Annotated in this window: 20 protein-coding genes; 4 read left to right on the top strand and 16 right to left on the bottom strand. The window is 59.6% G+C overall.

The window, feature by feature from the left end:
• Positions 1–116: 116 nt before the first annotated feature.
• The 4 genes from ruvA to ruvC are packed head-to-tail and all read right to left on the bottom strand — an operon-like array spanning position 117 to position 1,984.
• Entirely contained in the window at positions 117–731 is a 615-nt protein-coding gene (ruvA, locus tag FBZ97_RS01505; RefSeq protein WP_113421501.1) for a Holliday junction branch migration protein RuvA, read from the bottom strand.
• A gap of 12 nt (positions 732–743) precedes the next feature.
• A complete protein-coding gene (locus FBZ97_RS01500; protein ID WP_113330351.1) occupies positions 744–1,157 on the bottom strand; it encodes a type II toxin-antitoxin system VapC family toxin in 414 nt (137 codons plus the stop codon).
• Between the two features lie 2 nt (positions 1,158–1,159).
• The gene (locus FBZ97_RS01495; protein WP_069611835.1) at positions 1,160–1,411 is read right to left on the bottom strand and encodes an AbrB/MazE/SpoVT family DNA-binding domain-containing protein; all 252 of its coding nucleotides are present in this window, start codon (positions 1,409–1,411) and stop codon (positions 1,160–1,162) included.
• A 60-nt stretch (positions 1,412–1,471) separates the two neighbouring features.
• Positions 1,472–1,984: a crossover junction endodeoxyribonuclease RuvC gene (gene ruvC, locus FBZ97_RS01490; protein ID WP_145316139.1), complete on the bottom strand. Its 513-nt coding sequence runs from the start codon at positions 1,982–1,984 to the stop codon at positions 1,472–1,474.
• A gap of 190 nt (positions 1,985–2,174) precedes the next feature.
• On the opposite strand from ruvC, the gene FBZ97_RS01485 reads away from it, so the two are divergent.
• Complete coding sequence (locus FBZ97_RS01485; RefSeq protein ID WP_113395231.1) at positions 2,175–3,173, top strand: LLM class flavin-dependent oxidoreductase; 999 nt, start codon at positions 2,175–2,177, stop codon at positions 3,171–3,173.
• A gap of 68 nt (positions 3,174–3,241) precedes the next feature.
• Here the strand turns inward: FBZ97_RS01485 and FBZ97_RS01480 are convergent, their stop codons facing one another.
• The 3 genes from FBZ97_RS01480 to FBZ97_RS01470 all read right to left on the bottom strand — a co-directional run bounded on the left by FBZ97_RS01480 (position 3,242) and on the right by FBZ97_RS01470 (position 5,248).
• Positions 3,242–3,679 carry a DoxX family protein gene (locus FBZ97_RS01480; protein ID WP_145316137.1) on the bottom strand — a complete coding sequence of 146 codons (438 nt, stop codon included), beginning with the start codon at positions 3,677–3,679 and terminating at the stop codon, positions 3,242–3,244.
• 107 nt (positions 3,680–3,786) lie between these two features.
• Entirely contained in the window at positions 3,787–4,248 is a 462-nt protein-coding gene (locus FBZ97_RS01475) for a tetratricopeptide repeat protein (protein ID WP_145316135.1), read from the bottom strand.
• Positions 4,249–4,273: 25 nt separating this feature from the next.
• Positions 4,274–5,248 carry an MBL fold metallo-hydrolase gene (locus FBZ97_RS01470; RefSeq protein ID WP_145316133.1) on the bottom strand — a complete coding sequence of 325 codons (975 nt, stop codon included), beginning with the start codon at positions 5,246–5,248 and terminating at the stop codon, positions 4,274–4,276.
• A 325-nt stretch (positions 5,249–5,573) separates the two neighbouring features.
• Between FBZ97_RS01470 and FBZ97_RS01465 the strand changes: the two genes are divergently transcribed.
• Both FBZ97_RS01465 and FBZ97_RS01460 read left to right on the top strand, forming a co-directional pair.
• Positions 5,574–6,347: a sigma-70 family RNA polymerase sigma factor gene (locus FBZ97_RS01465; protein ID WP_246661680.1), complete on the top strand. Its 774-nt coding sequence runs from the start codon at positions 5,574–5,576 to the stop codon at positions 6,345–6,347.
• Positions 6,344–7,147: an anti-sigma factor gene (locus FBZ97_RS01460; RefSeq protein ID WP_145316132.1), complete on the top strand. Its 804-nt coding sequence runs from the start codon at positions 6,344–6,346 to the stop codon at positions 7,145–7,147. The genes FBZ97_RS01465 and FBZ97_RS01460 overlap by 4 nt, the downstream gene beginning before the upstream one ends.
• A 54-nt stretch (positions 7,148–7,201) precedes the next feature.
• On the opposite strand, the gene FBZ97_RS01455 is transcribed toward FBZ97_RS01460, so the two are convergent.
• From FBZ97_RS01455 to FBZ97_RS01420, 8 genes are all read right to left on the bottom strand, one after another.
• Positions 7,202–7,948: a YebC/PmpR family DNA-binding transcriptional regulator gene (locus FBZ97_RS01455; RefSeq protein WP_069611841.1), complete on the bottom strand. Its 747-nt coding sequence runs from the start codon at positions 7,946–7,948 to the stop codon at positions 7,202–7,204.
• A 134-nt stretch (positions 7,949–8,082) separates the two neighbouring features.
• Positions 8,083–8,925: an MBL fold metallo-hydrolase gene (locus FBZ97_RS01450; protein ID WP_145316131.1), complete on the bottom strand. Its 843-nt coding sequence runs from the start codon at positions 8,923–8,925 to the stop codon at positions 8,083–8,085.
• Between the two features lie 237 nt (positions 8,926–9,162).
• Positions 9,163–9,987: a TIGR00282 family metallophosphoesterase gene (locus tag FBZ97_RS01445; RefSeq protein WP_069611843.1), complete on the bottom strand. Its 825-nt coding sequence runs from the start codon at positions 9,985–9,987 to the stop codon at positions 9,163–9,165.
• Positions 9,988–9,990: 3 nt separating this feature from the next.
• Positions 9,991–10,578: a 5-formyltetrahydrofolate cyclo-ligase gene (locus FBZ97_RS01440; RefSeq protein ID WP_145316130.1), complete on the bottom strand. Its 588-nt coding sequence runs from the start codon at positions 10,576–10,578 to the stop codon at positions 9,991–9,993.
• 105 nt (positions 10,579–10,683) lie between these two features.
• Positions 10,684–11,412, bottom strand: coding sequence for an HAD family hydrolase (locus FBZ97_RS01435; protein WP_246661679.1), 729 nt, complete (start codon positions 11,410–11,412; stop codon positions 10,684–10,686).
• A gap of 141 nt (positions 11,413–11,553) precedes the next feature.
• Positions 11,554–12,951 carry an AcvB/VirJ family lysyl-phosphatidylglycerol hydrolase gene (locus tag FBZ97_RS01430; RefSeq protein ID WP_145316129.1) on the bottom strand — a complete coding sequence of 466 codons (1,398 nt, stop codon included), beginning with the start codon at positions 12,949–12,951 and terminating at the stop codon, positions 11,554–11,556.
• Positions 12,948–15,557, bottom strand: a complete 2,610-nt coding sequence (gene mprF / locus FBZ97_RS01425; protein ID WP_145316128.1) for a bifunctional lysylphosphatidylglycerol flippase/synthetase MprF — start codon at positions 15,555–15,557, stop codon at positions 12,948–12,950. The genes FBZ97_RS01430 and mprF overlap by 4 nt, the downstream gene beginning before the upstream one ends.
• A gap of 470 nt (positions 15,558–16,027) precedes the next feature.
• On the bottom strand, positions 16,028–16,510 hold the full coding sequence (locus FBZ97_RS01420) for an SRPBCC domain-containing protein (RefSeq protein ID WP_069611848.1): 483 nt from the start codon (positions 16,508–16,510) through the stop codon (positions 16,028–16,030).
• Positions 16,511–16,583: 73 nt separating this feature from the next.
• On the opposite strand from FBZ97_RS01420, the gene FBZ97_RS01415 reads away from it, so the two are divergent.
• Positions 16,584–16,907: a metalloregulator ArsR/SmtB family transcription factor gene (locus FBZ97_RS01415; protein WP_145316127.1), complete on the top strand. Its 324-nt coding sequence runs from the start codon at positions 16,584–16,586 to the stop codon at positions 16,905–16,907.
• On the opposite strand, the gene FBZ97_RS01410 is transcribed toward FBZ97_RS01415, so the two are convergent.
• The gene (locus FBZ97_RS01410; protein ID WP_145316126.1) at positions 16,904–17,803 is read right to left on the bottom strand and encodes a helix-turn-helix transcriptional regulator; all 900 of its coding nucleotides are present in this window, start codon (positions 17,801–17,803) and stop codon (positions 16,904–16,906) included. The genes FBZ97_RS01415 and FBZ97_RS01410 overlap by 4 nt on opposite strands.
• Positions 17,804–17,877 lie beyond the last annotated feature (74 nt).

The following is a 17,877-nucleotide window of genomic DNA, read 5'->3' as shown; positions in this document are numbered from 1 at the left end:
CCGCGCCGAAGGCAGCATTCGTTCTGCCGCACTCAAAATAGTCTTCGACAACAAAGCACCCCATGTCGATCTCCCGACTTTGCGACAATAGTCAGGATTGCGGAAGGTGCAAAGCCTCACCGCGACAGTTCCTTCAAGCCGAGGCGGATCAGCTTTGCGCTGTCGGCGCCCTCACCGGCCGTTTTCATCGCCGCGGCAATGGCGTTGGCTGCCTGATCGCGGGAATAGCCGAGATTGGTCAGCGCCGAAACCGCATCGGCTACCGGTGCTGCGGCAACACCCTCCCCAAGCTCCTGCTTGAGCCCGATATTGGCGGCATCACCGGCAAAAGCCGGAGCCTTGTTCTTCAGTTCCGTCACGATGCGCATAGCAACCTTCGGACCGACACCCGGCGCCCGCGAAACGGCGGCGCGATCCTGCAAGGCGATCGCATTGGCAAGCTCGGCCGGCGTCAGCGTCGACAGCAGCGCCAGCGCCACTTTCGCGCCCACACCCTGAACCGTCTGCACGATATTGAACCACTCGCGTTCCAGCGCCGTCATAAAGCCGAAAAGGCGGATCTGGTCTTCGCGCACATAGGTCTCGATGAAGAGAATGCAGGCCTCGCCGACGGAACCGAGCTTCGACAGCGTCCGGGCCGAGCAATAGGCGACGTAGCAGACGCCGTGCACGTCCACGAGCACATAGTCCTCGCCGATCTCTTCGATTGTGCCTTTCAGCTTGCCGATCATGGATAACGTCCGTCAGGGATGGGTTTCTGGGGTGATGAGGTCGAGGGAGGGGAAGTAGGAGCGGTAGCCCTTGGGATCTCGCGTCAATATAGAGTAGCCCCGCACTGCAGCGTGTGCTCCGATCAGAAAGTCTGGAAGAATGTGCTCTTTCCCACCGCCAGCCTGGCGATAGACCCTAAAAGCCGCCGCTGCGGCGAATGCTGCTGGCCAGGGAAGGCTTTCACGGCGAAATTCACTTTGCGGCAGCAGCTCATCCACTTGATCCATGCTGCTATAACGCACCGAGAATTCCGCATAGATGATGGGATTGATAACCACCGGTCCTCGCTTGAAAGCGGAAAGAACCTGCCCACTGGACCAGCCGTGCCAGGCTGAACCAGATATCGCCAGGTCAACCAACACATTTGTGTCGACGATGGTGACCATGCCTACCGGTCACGCGTCATCGACATCAGCGCTTCGGCGTCAATATCCTGATCACCGGTGCCTTCCAGGCGCTTGAGGGTTGCCATGAACCGATCGAGCCGCTGCCGATCCTCGATCTCTCGCTTGCCGTTCTTGGGCGAAACAACCAGCTTTCCATCCTCGATGGAGAATATGACCTCGCTATTGAGCTCTATGCCAGCCAACTGACGCAAGTCGCGGGGGATGGTCACCTGTCCTTTGGATGTCACACGCATTCTTACTCTCCCATTACAGAGTAAGAATTATCATTACCATAGGAACAAGTCAAGAACAAACTATCCTGCCAACGCCGCCTGCCGCAGCCGGCTGGCACTGCGGTTGTGGGCATGACAGACAGCAATGGCGAGCGCATCCGCGGCGTCATTACCCTTGAACTCGACCTTGGGCATCAGGATCTTCAGCATCATGTGGATCTGCTGCTTCTCACCGTGGCCGACGCCGATGACGGCCTTCTTGACCGCATTTGGCGCATATTCCGACACCGGCAGGCCGGCGCGTGCCGGCACCAGCATGACGACGCCACGCGCTTGGCCGAGCTTCAGCGTCGCCACCGCATCCTTGTTGACGAAAGTCTGTTCGACGGCAGCCTCGTCCGGCTTGTAGCTGTGAACGACATCAGCGAGCCCGTCATGAAGCTGGCAAAGGCGGGATGCGAGATCCATATCGCCATCCGAGGTCACGGTCCCCGACGCCACGAAGCGCAGGGAATTACCAAGCGTATCGATGATACCCCAGCCGGTGCGGCGCAAGCCCGGATCGATGCCGATGATGCGAATCGTATTCTGCATGGGTCACCCTATCTTTCAGGCCTCACATGTGCCAGCAAAATGTGAACAAAACAAAAACAAGGCCTGGATTGGGTTGCCGGAGCCGCGCTGAAAACATCGTGACGAAATTGCGGCGTCAGGGTTTGGAATGAGGAAGTCGCGCTCCTACATGTGCTAGCGACCCTCCCTTCCACCACGCAGGTTTCTTGCCATGGTCCCCTTTTCCATCCTCGATCTTTCGCCCGTTGCCGAAGGCAGCACCATCAGCCAGTCCTTCGAGAGTTCGAAGCGCATGGCGCAGAAGGCGGAAGAACTTGGTTACAATCGATTCTGGCTAGCCGAGCATCACGGCATGCCGGGTGTCGCCAGCGCCGCGACATCGGTCGTCATCGGCCATGTCGGCGCGGCAACCTCGCGCATCCGCATCGGTTCGGGCGGCGTCATGCTGCCGAACCATTCGCCGCTCGTCATTGCCGAACAGTTCGGCACGCTGGAAGCATTGTTCCCCGGTCGCGTCGATCTCGGCCTTGGGCGCGCACCGGGCACCGACATGCGCACCGCGCAAGCCCTTCGGCGGAATATCGAGGCCGGTGCGCAGAGCTTCCCTCAGGATATCGTCGAGCTGCAGCATCTCTTCAGTCCAGCCGACGACAACCAGATCATTCTTGCCGTTCCCGGCCATGGCGCCAATATCCCCATCTGGCTGCTCGGCTCCAGCCTCTACAGCGCCCATCTCGCCGCCATGCTCGGTCTCCCCTACGCCTTCGCCTCGCATTTTGCACCGGAAGCCTTGATGGACGCCATCGCCATCTATCGCGAGCGCTTCACGCCTTCGGCCACATTGGACAAGCCCTATGTCATGGTCGGCGCGATGGGTGCTGTGGCGGATACGGATGACGAGGCGCAATATCACTTCACCTCCGCACAGCAGCAATTCGTCAATCTCCGCCGCAACGTGCGTGGCCCCTTCCCGCGCCCACGCAGCGACATGGACGATTTCTGGACGCCGATGGAAAAACTGAATGTGGAAAATACGCTGCGCTATGCCGTCGTCGGTTCGCCTGAGACGGCCGAAAAGAAGATTTCGCAGTTCATTAAGGACACCGAAGCCGATGAAGTGATCATTTCGATGCCGATCCATGACATCGAAGCACGGCTGAAATCCGTGGAACTCTTTGCAACGCTTCCGAGCTTCAAGAAGGTCTCCTGATTTCCGGGGAAAACAGTTCAGCCGGTGAGCCAAATCCCTTTGTTCGGCTCACCGGATAATCGACGCGCTCAAGCCACGAGCCTCGCCTTCCAATGACGCCGGATGAGCATGTCGAGCGACAGCTTGCCGGCGCCGGCGACGATCAGGGCAAACATACCGCCCGCGATCGCCAGATCCTTTTCGAAATGCAGCAATTCGTTGTGGCTGGCGAAATTCGTGTGAAAGAGCATTGCCGTCAACAAGCAGAACAGGCCCAAACCGAATGCCGCCAGGCGGGTCATCAACCCGAACGCAATGGCAAACCCGGCGCCAAGTTGCAGCATGATGGTGGCAATCGCGATGGGAGCCGTGACGCCAAGCTTGGCCATGGCCTCCAATGCAACGTCAAAATTGCTGGCAAGTTCGATACCCTCTTCCAGAAAGAGCAGCGATAAGAGGATACGGCCGAACAGCAGCGCCATATCGGCGAAGTTGACCAGAATGGCATTCTCCTCTTCGAATTCCATGACCTTTCTCCTTCCCGTGATAAGTTCACCGAAGCTCCGATCATCCCCGGCAGCACCTCCAAGACATGGTCAAAGGGAAATGCCGCCGGAACGATGGAGATCAGGCTTCAGTTGTTGGCCTTGGCTAATATCGCCTTGGTCAGGTCCTCAAGCTCCTCGCATCCACTAGGGCAAAGCTTGGTCAACGTTGCCAGCTGCTCGCGAGCCTTGGGCATGTCGCCGGTCTCGACATAGAGTTCCCCGAGATATTCGTGCGCGCCCTTGTGATCAGGCTGCAACTCGAGAGCCTTGGTGTAGTAGGTGAGCGACGTCTTGAAGTCGCCGGTCTTGCGCAGGGTGAAGCCCATCAGATTGTAGACATCAGCCTGCTGATGCTCTTCGGCGATATCGCGAAGCTCGGCAAGCGCGCCGGCATAGTCCTTCGCGTCGATCTTGGCACGCACGGAGGTCAGGTCCGGTGCATCGGTCGATTCCATATTATCGACGGCAAAGGCAACGCTTGCCGTTGCGGCCGGAAGAATGGCAACGGCACACAGGCCGGCGATCCCGAAAATGGCATGTCTGAACATGGTAGTTGCTCCTCTTTCTGGCCGCTCAGGCCTGGATGGTGGGGGTGAAGCCGTACGCATTGCTGTCCTTGACGAAGGTGCCGGAGCCCGGGAATGGGAAGTGCGAGCCGCAAATCCTGATCTTGTCGGCAATGACGCGGTCGATCAGCCTGCGGCGAGTGGCGACGGCCATCGGGCCGTCCTGGTCGTAGGCGCCTTCCCATTCCGGATGAGGTGCAAGCAGCGCCGGCACATACATGATGTCGGCCGAGACCATCAGCTGTTCGCTGCCGCCGTCGATGAGGAAGACCGAATGGCCGGGTGTGTGACCATAAGCGGCGAGCATATGCACGCCGGGCGCGACTTCGGCATTGTCGTCGACCAGTTTCCAGTTCTTCCAGGTCGGAAAGACGGAGGCGATGCGCCGGCCGGCTTCCTTGCGGCCCTCCGCCAGCTTGTCGACACGGCCGGGATCGGTCCACCAGTTGTATTCGGCCGCATTGACGATCAGCTCGGCATTCGGGAAGACGGCCGCATTCGTTCCCTTTTCCATCAGGCCCCAGACGTGGTCGGGATGGAAATGCGAGATCATGATCGTATCGATCTTCTTGTAGTCGATGCCGGCGGCAGCCATGTTGGCCGGCAGATGCGTGGCATTGGTCTGCCACTGTCCGACACCGGAGCCGGCATCCATCATGATCTTGCGGCCACCGATATCGAGAACGACGACGGTCAGCGGAATGGGCATGAAGTCTGTAGTGAGACCGGCCTTGGAAAGCGCTTCCTTGGTGTCTTCGACGGAGGCGTTCTTGATGAAGGCCGGATCGTGCGGCTTGCGCCAGATGCCGTCATAGATGGCCGTGACCTCGATCGAACCGACCTTGTATTTGTAGAAGCCGACCGTCGGCTCCAGCGGCGTGGCGGCAAAGGCTTGCGGTATGAATTCGAGCTTCGACGACAGCCCGAAGGCTGCCGCAGCTGCAGCCGTGCCGAGCACGGCGCGGCGGGTCATATCAAACATCGCAATATCTCCTCAGGGTTATGGCTTTTCGGGCCAGGCGGAGGTCGCAAGCGACTGCGGCCGTCCGCTGAGGAAGAAGATCGATGGTGATGAGCGCTTATTCCCCCTCGACCGAAGATTTCTTGCAAGCCGTTGAAATCCATTCGATTATTTTAGCGGCGGGAGATTGACGGATGGGATGATGGACACTCCGCATTCCCTCGCGTTGAATTTTTTCATCCGACCGGGAATAAAACCCGCGCGAGCGCGATCTAGCCTCTCAGGCAACATTGCAAGCGCCTTATCCGAAGCTTACAGTCGGTATCGGCGTTTCGCGGGGATCATGATGACAGACGCCCGACTTGTGAGTTCGATAACGCTCGGCGGCCAGCTCCACCCATGGACATGGCACTCGCCGCAAAACACCGCGATCAGCAGGTTTGCGCGATTTCTGGCTCGCCTGCGTCGTTTCATTGCCGAGGCGAAGCCCGGCAATCACGCCGTCCAGATGGCGGTCGCTCAATCCACTGCCGGCGCGGCGCCATTGAAACGTGTGATCGTCTCGCCTGACGAGAGCATGCGCCGCTTCCAACAAACGATCATCCCGCATCTCGACGCCGCCTATAATTTTGCGCGTTTCCTGAGCCGCGACGCCGATGCCGCGCAGGATATCGTGCAGGAGGCATATCTGCGCGCCTATCGCGGCTTTGGCGGCTTTCGCGATGGCGATGCCCGCGCCTGGACCTTCACCATCGTCCGCAACTGCTATCACGCCTGGCTGCAGGAGGGGCGGCGCAAGAGCCGCTATGAGCAGCCGATGACGGACGAACGGGATTCGGATGAGGGCTTGTCCTCTCCTGATCCTGCCTCCGAAGAGGACACGCCCGAGGCCGCCTTCGTACGTAAATCGGAAACGCAGCGGGTGCGCGAGGTCATCAACCGGTTGCCTGATGCCATGCGCGAGGTTCTGGTTCTGCGCGAACTCGAGGATCTCTCCTACAAGGAAATCGCCGAGATCATCGACGCGCCGATCGGCACCGTCATGTCGCGCCTTGCCCGCGCCCGCCACGATTTCGGCGAGGTCTGGCGTAGCCTCGAAGGACCGGAGGCGGCACGATGAGCGGCGGAGACCATAATGATCACGGCGAATGGAACGACCTGCTGCACGGCTTCATCGACGGCGAACTTGACGCGGCCAATGCCGCGCGCTTCGAGGCACATCTGGCGACCTGCCGGGACTGCGCGGGCGAGTTGGAGAATGCCATGATGGTCAAGCGTCTTTCCGCGCGCGAGGGTGTGAAATGGCAAGCGCCTGATACCGTCCATGCCCGCGTGCAGGCGGCACTCACGCTGGAGCAATCCATGATGAGGCGTGCAACCGGAGCCGCGAGCCACACGGAGAGCCCGTGGCAGCATGTCTGGCGGCTCGTGCGCGAATGGAGCTTCGTGCCCTCGCTTGCCGTTCTCGCCGCCAGCCTCATGCTGGTTCTGAACGTGCCGCAGCAGAGCCAGACGATCGAGGATCAGCTTCTCGCAAGCCACGTGCGCTCGATGCTCGCCGATCACCTCACCGACGTGCTGACCTCAGACCAGCACACGGTCAAACCGTGGTTCAACGGCAAGATCGATTTCTCCCCGCCGGTGGTCGATCTGGCGGCACAGGGCTTCCCTCTCGTGGGCGGCAGGGTGGATTATCTCGACGGGCGGGTGGTGGCGGCACTGATCTATCGCCGGCATGGCCATGTCATCAATCTCTTCATCTGGCCCGGTGCTGCGGGAGCCAAAACCAATGCCGAGAAGGATGGTTATAATTTCGCCGAATGGCATGCGGATGGGCTGGTCTTCTGGGCGGTCTCCGATGTCGCCGCATTGGATCTCTCCACCTTCCGCGACGATTTTATCCGCGCGACAGCCCCATAACGCAGAAAGCCGGCCGCATCGCTGCAGCCGGCTTTTTTGAATAACTACAAAGGATCAGGCTGAGAGCTTGGCCAGAACTTCGTCCGAAACTTCGAAATTCGAATAGACGTTCTGGACGTCGTCATCGTCTTCCAGGTTTTCGATGAGCTTCATCAGCGACTGGGCCTTTTCTTCGTCGACCGGCACGTTGTTCTGCGCGCGCCAGATCGCCTTGACGGTTTCGGCTTCGCCGAGCGTCGCTTCGAGCGCCTTTGCGACTTCGCCGAGGGATTCGAAGGCGCAGATGATCACATGGCCTTCTTCGTCGCTTTCGACGTCATCGGCACCCGCTTCGATCGCTGCTTCCATGACCTTATCGGCATCGCCGGCGGAAGGCTTGTAGGTGATTTCGCCGACATGGTCGAAGGAGAAGGAAACCGAACCGGTTTCGCCCAGCGCACCGCCGGCCTTCGTGAAGATCGAGCGGACGTTGGACGCCGTGCGGTTGCGGTTGTCGGTCAGTGCTTCGACGATGATCGCGGTGCCGCCCGGACCGTAGCCCTCGTAACGGATCGCATCGTAATTCTCGGTGTCGGCACCGGAAGCCTTCTTGATGGCACGATCGATGTTGTCCTTCGGCATCGACTGCGCCTTGGCGTTCTGGATCGCCAGACGCAGGCTCGCGTTCATGGCCGGATCGGGCAGACCCGTCTTGGCAGCGACCGTGATTTCGCGCGCCAGCTTCGAGAACATTTTCGAGCGCACCGCGTCCTGACGGCCCTTGCGGTGCATGATGTTTTTAAACTGTGAATGGCCAGCCATGGCACCCCTGTTCACGTCTTTTGTTGGGAATGGCCGCCTTATAAGAGCGAAGCGGCCTTCATTCAAGTGAAAAGCCGGATAATGGGGATGGAGAGCGGTCGCGATCGAGAAGATCTCAAAAGTGATCGCGATGGTCAAAGCCCCTTGAGCACATAGATCAGCGGCTTGTGCGGCAAGCTCTTCACCGAGACCGTGACGCTCGGGGTCGGAGCATAGGCGACGTCGAAATCGGGACCGAACAGGGCGAGAAACTGATCAACCGGTGGACCCCAGCGATGCATGGGCAGGATCAGCGAGGAACGCAGCCTTTTCACCACGCGGCTCATGCTGTCGGCCCCCATGGTCAGGCCGCCATCGACCGGCACCATCACCACGTCGAGCCGACCGATCTCCGCATATTGCTGGTCGGTGAGTTCGAAATGCAGATGCCCAAGATGGCCGATACAGAGACCAGCCACCTCGAAGATGAAGATCGAATTGCCATTGGCTTCGATGCCGCCGCCCCAGGAGCGAATGTCGGTGACGACATTGCGGATCAATGTATCGCCAACGGTCATGCGGATCTTTGCCGGCTCCCCCGGCGTGTCGCTCCAGCCGTGCAGCACATATTTGATCGCCGGGTCCGGCGTCAGCGTGTAGTGGCTCGGATGCGCCTTGTTCATCGTCACGACCTCAGGCGTATAAGGCGGCGGATAGGCGCCGCTATAATCCGTGGCGATAGAAACGCCGCCTGGCGTTTCGATGAAGAGCGTGGCATGGCCAAGGAAGGTGATCTTCACCTCGCCATCAACGGGATCATCGGCGAGCGTCGGACCGGGAGAAGAAAAGCTGGCGAAAGTTGCTCCCGAAAGAGATTGCGCGATCGCCTGGCATTGGCTGGGTTGCGGACGAGAAGGCTTTTGCTGGGCGTCAGCCGCGCTCCAGTAAAAAATCAGCGCCAGGAAAAACGCGGCAAAGACAGGAAATCGCTGTAACATGCCATCCCCTCAAGCCAGATAGTGGCCGAAGGATGCGGCATGACCGGAAACAGGTCCAGCGGCAATCAGCCAGGATTGCTCACAATCGCGTCATCATATGGTGATGATGAATTATAGAGCGTGATGCCGAAAAGTGTATGCGGTTTTCGGACGACATCACGCTCTACTTGTTTGATTCTAGAGCGGATTCAGATTTAGGTCGACCTGACCTAAAATCATCCGGCTCTAGTGCAGCGATCAGCGCCAGAAGTCCGGAATGGTCTCCGCAAGCCTTGGGCCAAGCCGGAGCGGTGCGATCTTTTCGGCCAGGCCCGTCGCGTCGGAAATTTCCACGCCGACGCCGCAGATGGTGGCGGGCCCCGAAGCCGCCTCGAAACGTCCCTTCGGCATCTTTGAGATGAAGCGGTTGAGCGGCTCTTCCTTCTCCATGCCGAGCGATGAATCGTAATCGCCGCACATGCCGGCATCCGACATATAGGCGGTGCCGCCGTTCAGGATCTGCGCGTCCGCAGTCGGCACATGCGTATGTGTGCCGACGACGAAGCTCGCACGGCCATCGACGAAGTGGCCGAAACACTGCTTTTCGCTCGTCGCCTCCGCATGGAAATCGAAGACGATGGCATCGGCCTGTTCCTTCAGCGGACAGGCATCGAGGATGGCCTCGGCCGACTTGAAGGGATCGTCCAGCTCCGGATGCATGAAGACGCGACCCATGATGTTCGCGACAAGAACGCGAGCGCCGTTGCGCGCATAATAGAGGCCGGAGCCGCGGCCGGGCGTGCCGGCCGGATAGTTGGCGGGGCGCAGGAACTGGTCGTGGCGCTCGCAGAAAACGACAGCTTCCTTCTGGTCCCAGACATGGTTGCCGGTCGTCACGACATCGGCGCCGGCATTGATCGTTTCCAGGAAGATATCCTCGGTGATACCGAAGCCGCCGGCGGCGTTTTCGCCATTGACGATGACGAAATCGAGCTTCAGGTCGGATACGAGGCCCGGCAGGCGCTCCCACACCGCGGTCCGTCCCGTCTTGCCGACCATATCTCCCAGAAAAAGCAGCCGCATTCGCTATCCAATCACTTCCGAAACGAAATTGAGTCCGCTCTCGGTCAAAATCGCGTCAAGACGGACGTCATGCGGCTCAGCCGGCACTGATGGCACTTCTTGGCAATCGAATGCAATGCCGATCAGCCGCGGATTCAGGCCTTTTTGATGCAAACGCTCGATTGCGCGGTCGTAGTGACCCGCTCCGTAGCCGATACGATGACCGGTCCTGTCGAAAGCGGAAAGCGGCACCAGCATGACATCGGGGTCCAGCTCAGCCGCTTCAGGCCCCGGTCCAAAAGTTCCGAATCCGACCGGAACCAAGGGCGCGCCTGCAACAAGCTCGCGAAAGACGATGGTGTTGCGATCAAGAATGACAGGCACACAAAGCCGCGCGCCGCGCTCGCGCAACCGCGCCATCAACGGCCTTATATCCACTTCGGAGCGTATCGGCAGGAAACCGGAGATGATCTCCGCCGGCCCGACATCGATTGCCTGGCCACCATGCGTCGCCATCGCGAGGGCCTTTTCGATGCGATCTTCCGCTGGAATAGCATCTCGCGCCGCCAGGCGCTCGCTGCGATATTGGGCTTTCAGCTCTTTGAGGCTCATCGGATCTTCGCAAATATCTATGATATCACGAAAACATAATGAGCCGACCGCCCGTTGCAAAGCGCGAAAGCGACATCCAGCCGTCGCAGAAGGAAGTCCGCTCTTTCAATCCTTGCGGATGATCGACAATTTTCCGTCGCCATCCACATGCACGCGGACATTTTCGTAATTTCGCAGCATCGTGTGATCGGTTTCGATCGGATGCGAATGCGTCGCAGTGATGACCACCACGTCGGCACCGGCCGCTTCGCCAGCCTTGACACCGGCCAAGACGTCTTCAAACACCAGGCATTCCGAAGGGCTGAGGCCAAGGCGCTGGGCGCCAAGAATATAGCCCTGCGGATCAGGCTTGCCGACCTTCACGTCTTCGGCGGTGACCATGAAGCGTGGAACCGGGATCCCGGCCGCGTCCAGCCGCGCCAGCGCCAGCCGATAGGGCGACGAAGTAACGATTGCCCAGCGCTCCGGCGGCAGCGATGCAAGAAAATCGACGGCGCCTGGCAGTGCGATCACGCCCTCGACATCGGCAATCTCGGCTTCGGTGATCTTCAGCGCTTCTGCGACCGGATCGACACCAGGCAGGTTCAACTGGCCGATCGTATCGACACCGCGCTTGCCATGCATTGTCGGCATGAACTTCTCGACATCAAGACCCTGAGCGCGAGCCCAGTTGCCCCAGACGCGCTCGGCGGCGGCAATCGAATTGATGATCGTGCCGTCCATGTCGAACAGGAAGCCGGAAAAGGTCTTGGTGAAGGCAGAATTCGTTGCGGCGGACAAGGGCGGACCTTTCTGGATGAGACGGTGAGCACCTGCGGCAAACGCGACGCTCATGATATGCCCTTCTCGACTAACGGCAGCCGTCGAAAGAAGCAAATAAATGCTGCGCAGGACGCTCGAGAAAGTCGGCTGGAGACGGTGGGGAAAGATGAGAAAGGGCGCGCGGCAATGATACATGCCGCGCGCCGCTTGCAATTACTCGCCGAGGCGGCTCTTCAGTCCATTGATGATGTGGTTCGCCAGCGCCTCATAGTCGTCGTCGAAATGGTGACCGCCATCCATGGCGATGACTTCCGCGCCAGTGCCCTTCAGCAGCGGGCAGGCAACATCTTCGTCGTCATCCTTACCATAGACGCATTGCACCATTTTCGGATTGATCGACTTGAGGTCGTTGACGGGATTGCCGCCCTTACCCTCGCTCGAAGCACCAAGCCAGCCCATGACCGAGATCACGTAGTCGACCTTCTGCGACAGGGACAGCAGCGACATCTGTACGATCTTGTCTTTTTCAGACTGTGGCAGGCGATTGTAGCTCGCCGGCAGCACATCGGCGCCAAAGGAATAGCCGACCAGCACCACATGCTTGACCTTGAAGCGCTTGGTGTAGAAATCGATGATCCGGCCGAGGTCGTTCGCAGTCTGCTGCGGGTCCTTCTCGGTCCAGAAATAATGCAGGGTATCGACGCCTACGACCGGAATGCCCTGGTCCTGCAGATAGCTGCCCACTTCCTTGTCGATGTCGCGCCAGCCGCCATCGCCCGAATAGACGATTGCAAGCGTGTCTTCGGTCGGCGTCGTTTCCATGATGTCGACGGGCAGCCCAAGCGGCGACTTGGAGCTGTCGATCGTCTTCATCAGATCGGCGAGCGATGCCTCAAGCGTCGTATAGGTATCGGCATTATCCGAATTCGTGGTTTGGACTTCGGGATGGTCCTTCTGGATCTCCTCGACATGGTCGCGCCCGTCCTTCGGCGCATTGGCCGTGAACGTCACGAGGATCGGGTTCGGCAAGGCGCCTTCCTGCAGGCCGAAGGACACCATGTCGCCATCGGTTTTCTTCTCGGCCGGCGTGCAAAGCTCCTGCTTCAGCGCGATGCCCGCGGTCGGATCGACGGCCAGCGTACCGGCAACTGTCGCATCCGGCGTCTGGGCGGCAATCGTCAACGCCATGGCACCACCGGCGCCGACACCGGCGATGATAGGCAGCTGGTAGGTGCTGTCGGCAAAGGACCGCTGCACCTGCTGGCTGAGCGACTCCAGATCCGAGACGATATAGATACAGCCGTCATTCTGGCTGACATCGTATTTGTTGAGCGAAGCCAGGAAGGACGGATAGTCGATACCGATCACAAGCGAACCGTTGGCGACCAGCTTGTCGGCGACCGCTTTTTCCTTGTCGCCCCAGCCGGCGAGATCGGAAATCAGCACGACTTCGTTCGAAACCTTGCCCTGCGGGCGCATGATATGCGGAGCCGGGATCATGCCGAGATCGTATTTGGCATCGTCGGCTTCCGCGCGTGCCGGACCCGACACCAGCAGGCCCATCGACACCATGCATGCGAAAGCCAATGACATTGCGTATTTCAAGATCATTTCCTCACGACCCCCTTAAGTCCGCCCCCGATGAGGAATGTGGCATCCATCAACGCGATTATTGGACTTACACCTCCCGAAACAGCCAGGTAGCGCGGCTGCCATTCGGGATGGAACTTGGATTTGAAGGCACGAAGCCCTTTGAAATTATAAAACCGCTCGCCGTGTTCGAAGACAGTCCCCCCGACCCTATCCCAAACCGGCGCCGATTCCCGTCTCGACATGCCCGATAGCGGTGCCATGCCGAGGTTGAAACGCTGAAAGCCCTGGCTTTTGAGGTATTCGAGGATCTGCACGAACAGAAAATCCATCGAACCCTTCGGGGCATCGGGCGAAAAACGCATCAGGTCGACGGATCCCTCCTCCTTGGTCTCCGTCATCAGGATATTCGCAAAAGCGACGATATTACCATCCTTTTTCAACACGCCGATCGGCTGCGAGCACACGTAGTCCGGATCGAACGCGCCAAGCGAGAAGCTCTTTTCCTTGGCATTGTGATCGGCAAGCCATGTGTCGGACACATGGGCAAGCTGATCCATGACTTCAGGTATATCTTGAGGTTCGATAACGGCAAATTCTAGTCCGTCGCGAACCGCGCGACTCGCCGTCTGTCTGAGGTTCGCCCATTTGCCGCCCTTGAGCTCGAAATTGGCAAGATTGACCACGGCCAATTCACCGAGCTTGTAGGCACGCAGGCCCGCATCGGCGCAATAGGACAGAAGTGCGGGCGAGATCTGGTAGAACACCGAGCGGCAACCTGCCGCGCGTGCGGCCTCCACGAAACGCCAGATCAGATCGGGCAACGCCTGACGTGGGCCGACCGGATCGAACAACGCGATCCACGAACGGCCCTGCTTGCCGTACATGATGAAGGCATCGCCCTTTTCCGAGAACATGATGTTCTTGTCGCCCATGCGCACCAGATTGGCATCGGCCACGCCTTGCTTGCGGACGATTTCGACGGCACGCGTTACCGCATCGTCCGTAACGGGCTCCAGGCGCTTCGTCGCCGGGCGCAGAAGGCTGAAGATCGCGATCGCCGAGGACAGGATGGAAATACCGAGAGCCGCGCGAAGTCCGCGCGGTGCCTCATCGGCAAATTCGAATTGCCACCAGAGCTGATTGCTGTATCCGACATCGCGATAGACGAAGAACAGCACCACGATCGCGCCGATGCAGATGACGGCAATGGCCGTCAGCCATCCGGCCGTCAGCGTCTGGTTGAGCAGCGAGGCCGGCCGCTTGAACAGACGGCGGCTGACGACGAGGCTGAAGACAAAGAAGGCCAGCAATCCCGCTTCGACGATGGCGATGGCCTTCAGCAGCGACAGGAACAGAGCAAGCAGCGCCGAAAAGCTCGACACCCACCAGGCGCCGTCCAGGCGCTGGCTGAGACCGCGCGCGGCCACGATGATCGTCAGCCCGAGAAGACTCGAGAGGAAATGCGCGCTCTCGACCAGCGATAGCGGCAGATAGTCGGACAGCACGATCAGGTTCTGATCCGGCGTCGGCGTGACGCTCGAGAAGACCAGCATCATGCCGAGCAACAGCGCGAAGGCCGACAAGAGCTGCGGCATGACGCGCGCGCCGATGCGGCGCATGCTGGAAGCCACCGGATGATCGACGAAACGACGCAGCTCCGCCACCGAGATCGCGGCGATCGCGATAACGAGCGGGATGACGTTGTAAATGACGCGATAAAGAACCAGCGAGCTCAAAACGGCGTCCTCATTCACGGAACTGCCGAGCCAAGCGATGATGATCGTCTCGAACACACCGAAGCCGGCCGGAACGTGGCTGAGCACGCCGAGGCCGACAGCGATGGCATAGATGGCGAAGAAGCCGGGCCATCCGATAGAGGTTTCCGGCAGCAGCACATAGAGCACGGAGGCCGAGGCCGCGATATCGAATGCGGTGACTAGAAACTGCCGCGACCAAGTGCGCGAATCCGGCAGCCGAACTTCGACCGGCCCGATGCGCACCTCGCGGCCGTTGCGGCCGGCATAGATCACGAAGGCGAGCGCCGCGAGAATGGCGATGGCGATCAACCGCAGCCACAGGCCATCGACGCTGATCAGCGGGCCGATCTCATCGGCGATGACCAGAAGCGCGATAGCACCGACGGCAGCCAGGCCAAGACCAAAGGCAAGCGTGACGAAAGCAATGACGCGGGTAATGTCGTCGGGCGACAGCCCGAGCCGGGTATAGGCGCGATAGCGGATCGCACCGGCGCTGAGCGCGCCGAAACCAGCCGTGTTGCCGACCGCGTAGGCGCTGAAGGAGGTCAGCGCCACATGCGGAAACGGCAGCCGCTTGCCGATATACTCGAGCGCATTCTGGTCGTAGAAGATCAGGGAGGCGAAGCTCAGACCGGTAAACAGCAGCGCCAGCAGCACCGAGGAGATCTTCGTCGTCGTCAGGGCGTGGACGACGTCATCATAACGCACCTCGGTCGTCAGGTCGTAGATCGCATAGGCGGCGATGCAGAAGACGGCCACAGTGAGGAGAGCGACGATCAGCGCCCGGTAGCGGTTCAACAGACCGACGATACCGCCACGTTCTTCCAATTCCTCATCGGCATTTTCCAGATCGATTGGGCTCGACATGCTCTACCTGTTTTTAGTGATCTTCGCCGGTTCCGACTGTTCGGATATTCAGTAATATCGACGACGCGTCTTCGAATTGCCGTATACACTTCTTTCGACAAGCCCGTTGTGACGCGCGCTCCCATCCTTCTGAATTTAGGCAATTTTGGCGCAGGCCCCGTCCCTGCTGCAATGAATCTGTTATTATTTAAAGGATTTTGTCATTCACTCGGCTTTTGAGCTTATCCACACACAAAAGTGATCTTCCCATCGCGTCCTGAGCGCCCTCGCCGCCGCCGCTGCCCTTCTTCCGATTATCCGAAGCCTACTACAACGTGAGATGGATATCCATCGCATGCCGTCAACCGTATTTCCGAGTGGCTGAATCCGGAAACAGATAGGCCCGGCGCCAAAATCGGCACCGGGCCACTGACTGATAGCCGCGAAAGGGATCGGAACGGCGGTGACCGTCGATAAGGATTTGCCGGAACTCAGCGATCGGGCGCTTCCGCCGGTTCGCCGCGCATCTCGCTGAGGAAGAACCCCTCGCGCAGATTGATGCCGTATTCGACGAAGGCCTTCATGCAGCAGAGCATCTGCGTCCAGCCCTCGCAGTTCAGATAGGTGCCGCGGCGGCCGGCCTCGTCCTCCCGCCAGCCCGATTCCTCGATGATGACAAGCGTGCCGCCATCGTCAAGCGCGTCGAAGGTCATCTCCACCTTGGTTCTGTAACGGACGCCATCCTCGCCGGTGCCGCCTTCCCAGTGCAGGACGATGCGCTTGTTGGCCTCCACTTCATTGACCTCGACGGGGGCGTTCTTCCACCAGATGACGGTCGTTCCCGCCACCAGGGGCGCGCTGGCCCCGCCGACGGTAGTGAAATAGCTCGAAAGCTTCTTCGGGTTGACGACAGCATCGAAGACTTCATCCACCTTGCGGCCGATCCGTCCTGAAATCCGAACATTCAATGTCATGGCATCTCCTCCACTGTTTGTCTGTCGTTATCGCTCCATTGCGAATGGCTCTATTATGTTATAAAAATATAACATGTCAAACGAATCGGATAGCGACCTCATTTTCAAGGCCCTTGCGCATCGTCGCCGGCGCGAAATCCTGGACATGCTCAAGGATGCGCCACGCACGACAGGCATGCTCTGCGAGGCTTTCACGGATATGGACCGCTGCACCGTGATGCAGCACCTGAAAGTGCTTGAGGATGCAGACCTCGTGATTGCCAGGAAAGAAGGACGCGAGCGCTGGAACCATCTGAACAGCTTGCCGATCAAGCAAATCCATGATCGCTGGATCAGCGCTTATGCCGGCCATGCCCTCTCCATTCTCGATCGGCTGAAGAACGATCTGGAAGGCTAAGAGAAATGGTTGGGTTCGGAGGAAGCTGGATTTAGGCTGCGCCGGCGCGGCCCCAACAGTCGTTTCAGCTTGTCGCTCGTCCCGTCCTCCTCGAGCGGTGTGTAAACCACCAGCTTCATGTCGGCACGGTCCATGACGGCAAGCGCGGTATATTCGAATGTCATCAAGCCGCCCTCCGGATGGCGCAGCCGCTTGTGACCTGTCAGCGGCCGCAACACATCCTGTCTCGGCCACCACGCACGAAATTCGGGGCTTGCCTGCGTCAAGGTGGCGATCAGCCGTTCGAAATCGGGATCGCCGGCATAACGGGCACTGTCGGCGCGAAACATCGCCAGCGAATTCGCCGCCACGATCTCCCAATCGACAAGAAGCTGCCGATGCGCAGGATCGGTGAACACCCGATGGACGCTGTTGCGCGCATCCCCCTGCAACAAGGCATAATCGCCGAAAAGCGCGACGGCGGCCGCATTCCAGGCGAGCACGTCCCAACGCCTGCCAAGAACATAGGCCGGTTGGCCGGTAAGGCTCGCAAGCATGCGAACCAGCGCGGCCGGTACCTCCTCAGGCCCGCGCGACGGAATATCAATAGACGGCCGATCGCTGAGGGTGAAGAGATGCCGCCGCTCGACCGGATCGAGCCGCAGCGCATCGGCCAGCGCCGATAGAACCTCTGCAGAAGGGCGGACGTCCCGGCCCTGTTCCAGCCATGTGTACCAGGTGGTGCCGACACCGGCCAGAAGCGCCACTTCTTCGCGCCTGAGCCCCGGCGTGCGCCGCCGGAACCCTTCCGGAAGTCCAACGCCGGCGGGCGTCAGCTTTTCCCGACGCGAGCGCAGAAAGGCGCCGAACTCGCGACGCCTGGCTTCGAGGATGGTCTGGCTCTGATTGATGGTCATGCCCCATCATAGCAGGATCAATACTAGGATAAAGTCAGAACTGTTTGCCGCGTCCACAAGCTGCCACATATCAT

Origin of the sequence: Rhizobium sp. ERR 942 (genome assembly GCF_007828395.1) — a bacterium.
GTDB lineage: Bacteria > Pseudomonadota > Alphaproteobacteria > Rhizobiales > Rhizobiaceae > Rhizobium > Rhizobium dioscoreae.
Note: the sequence above shows the minus strand (reverse complement) of the source record. Positions and strands in the feature narration are given on the sequence as shown.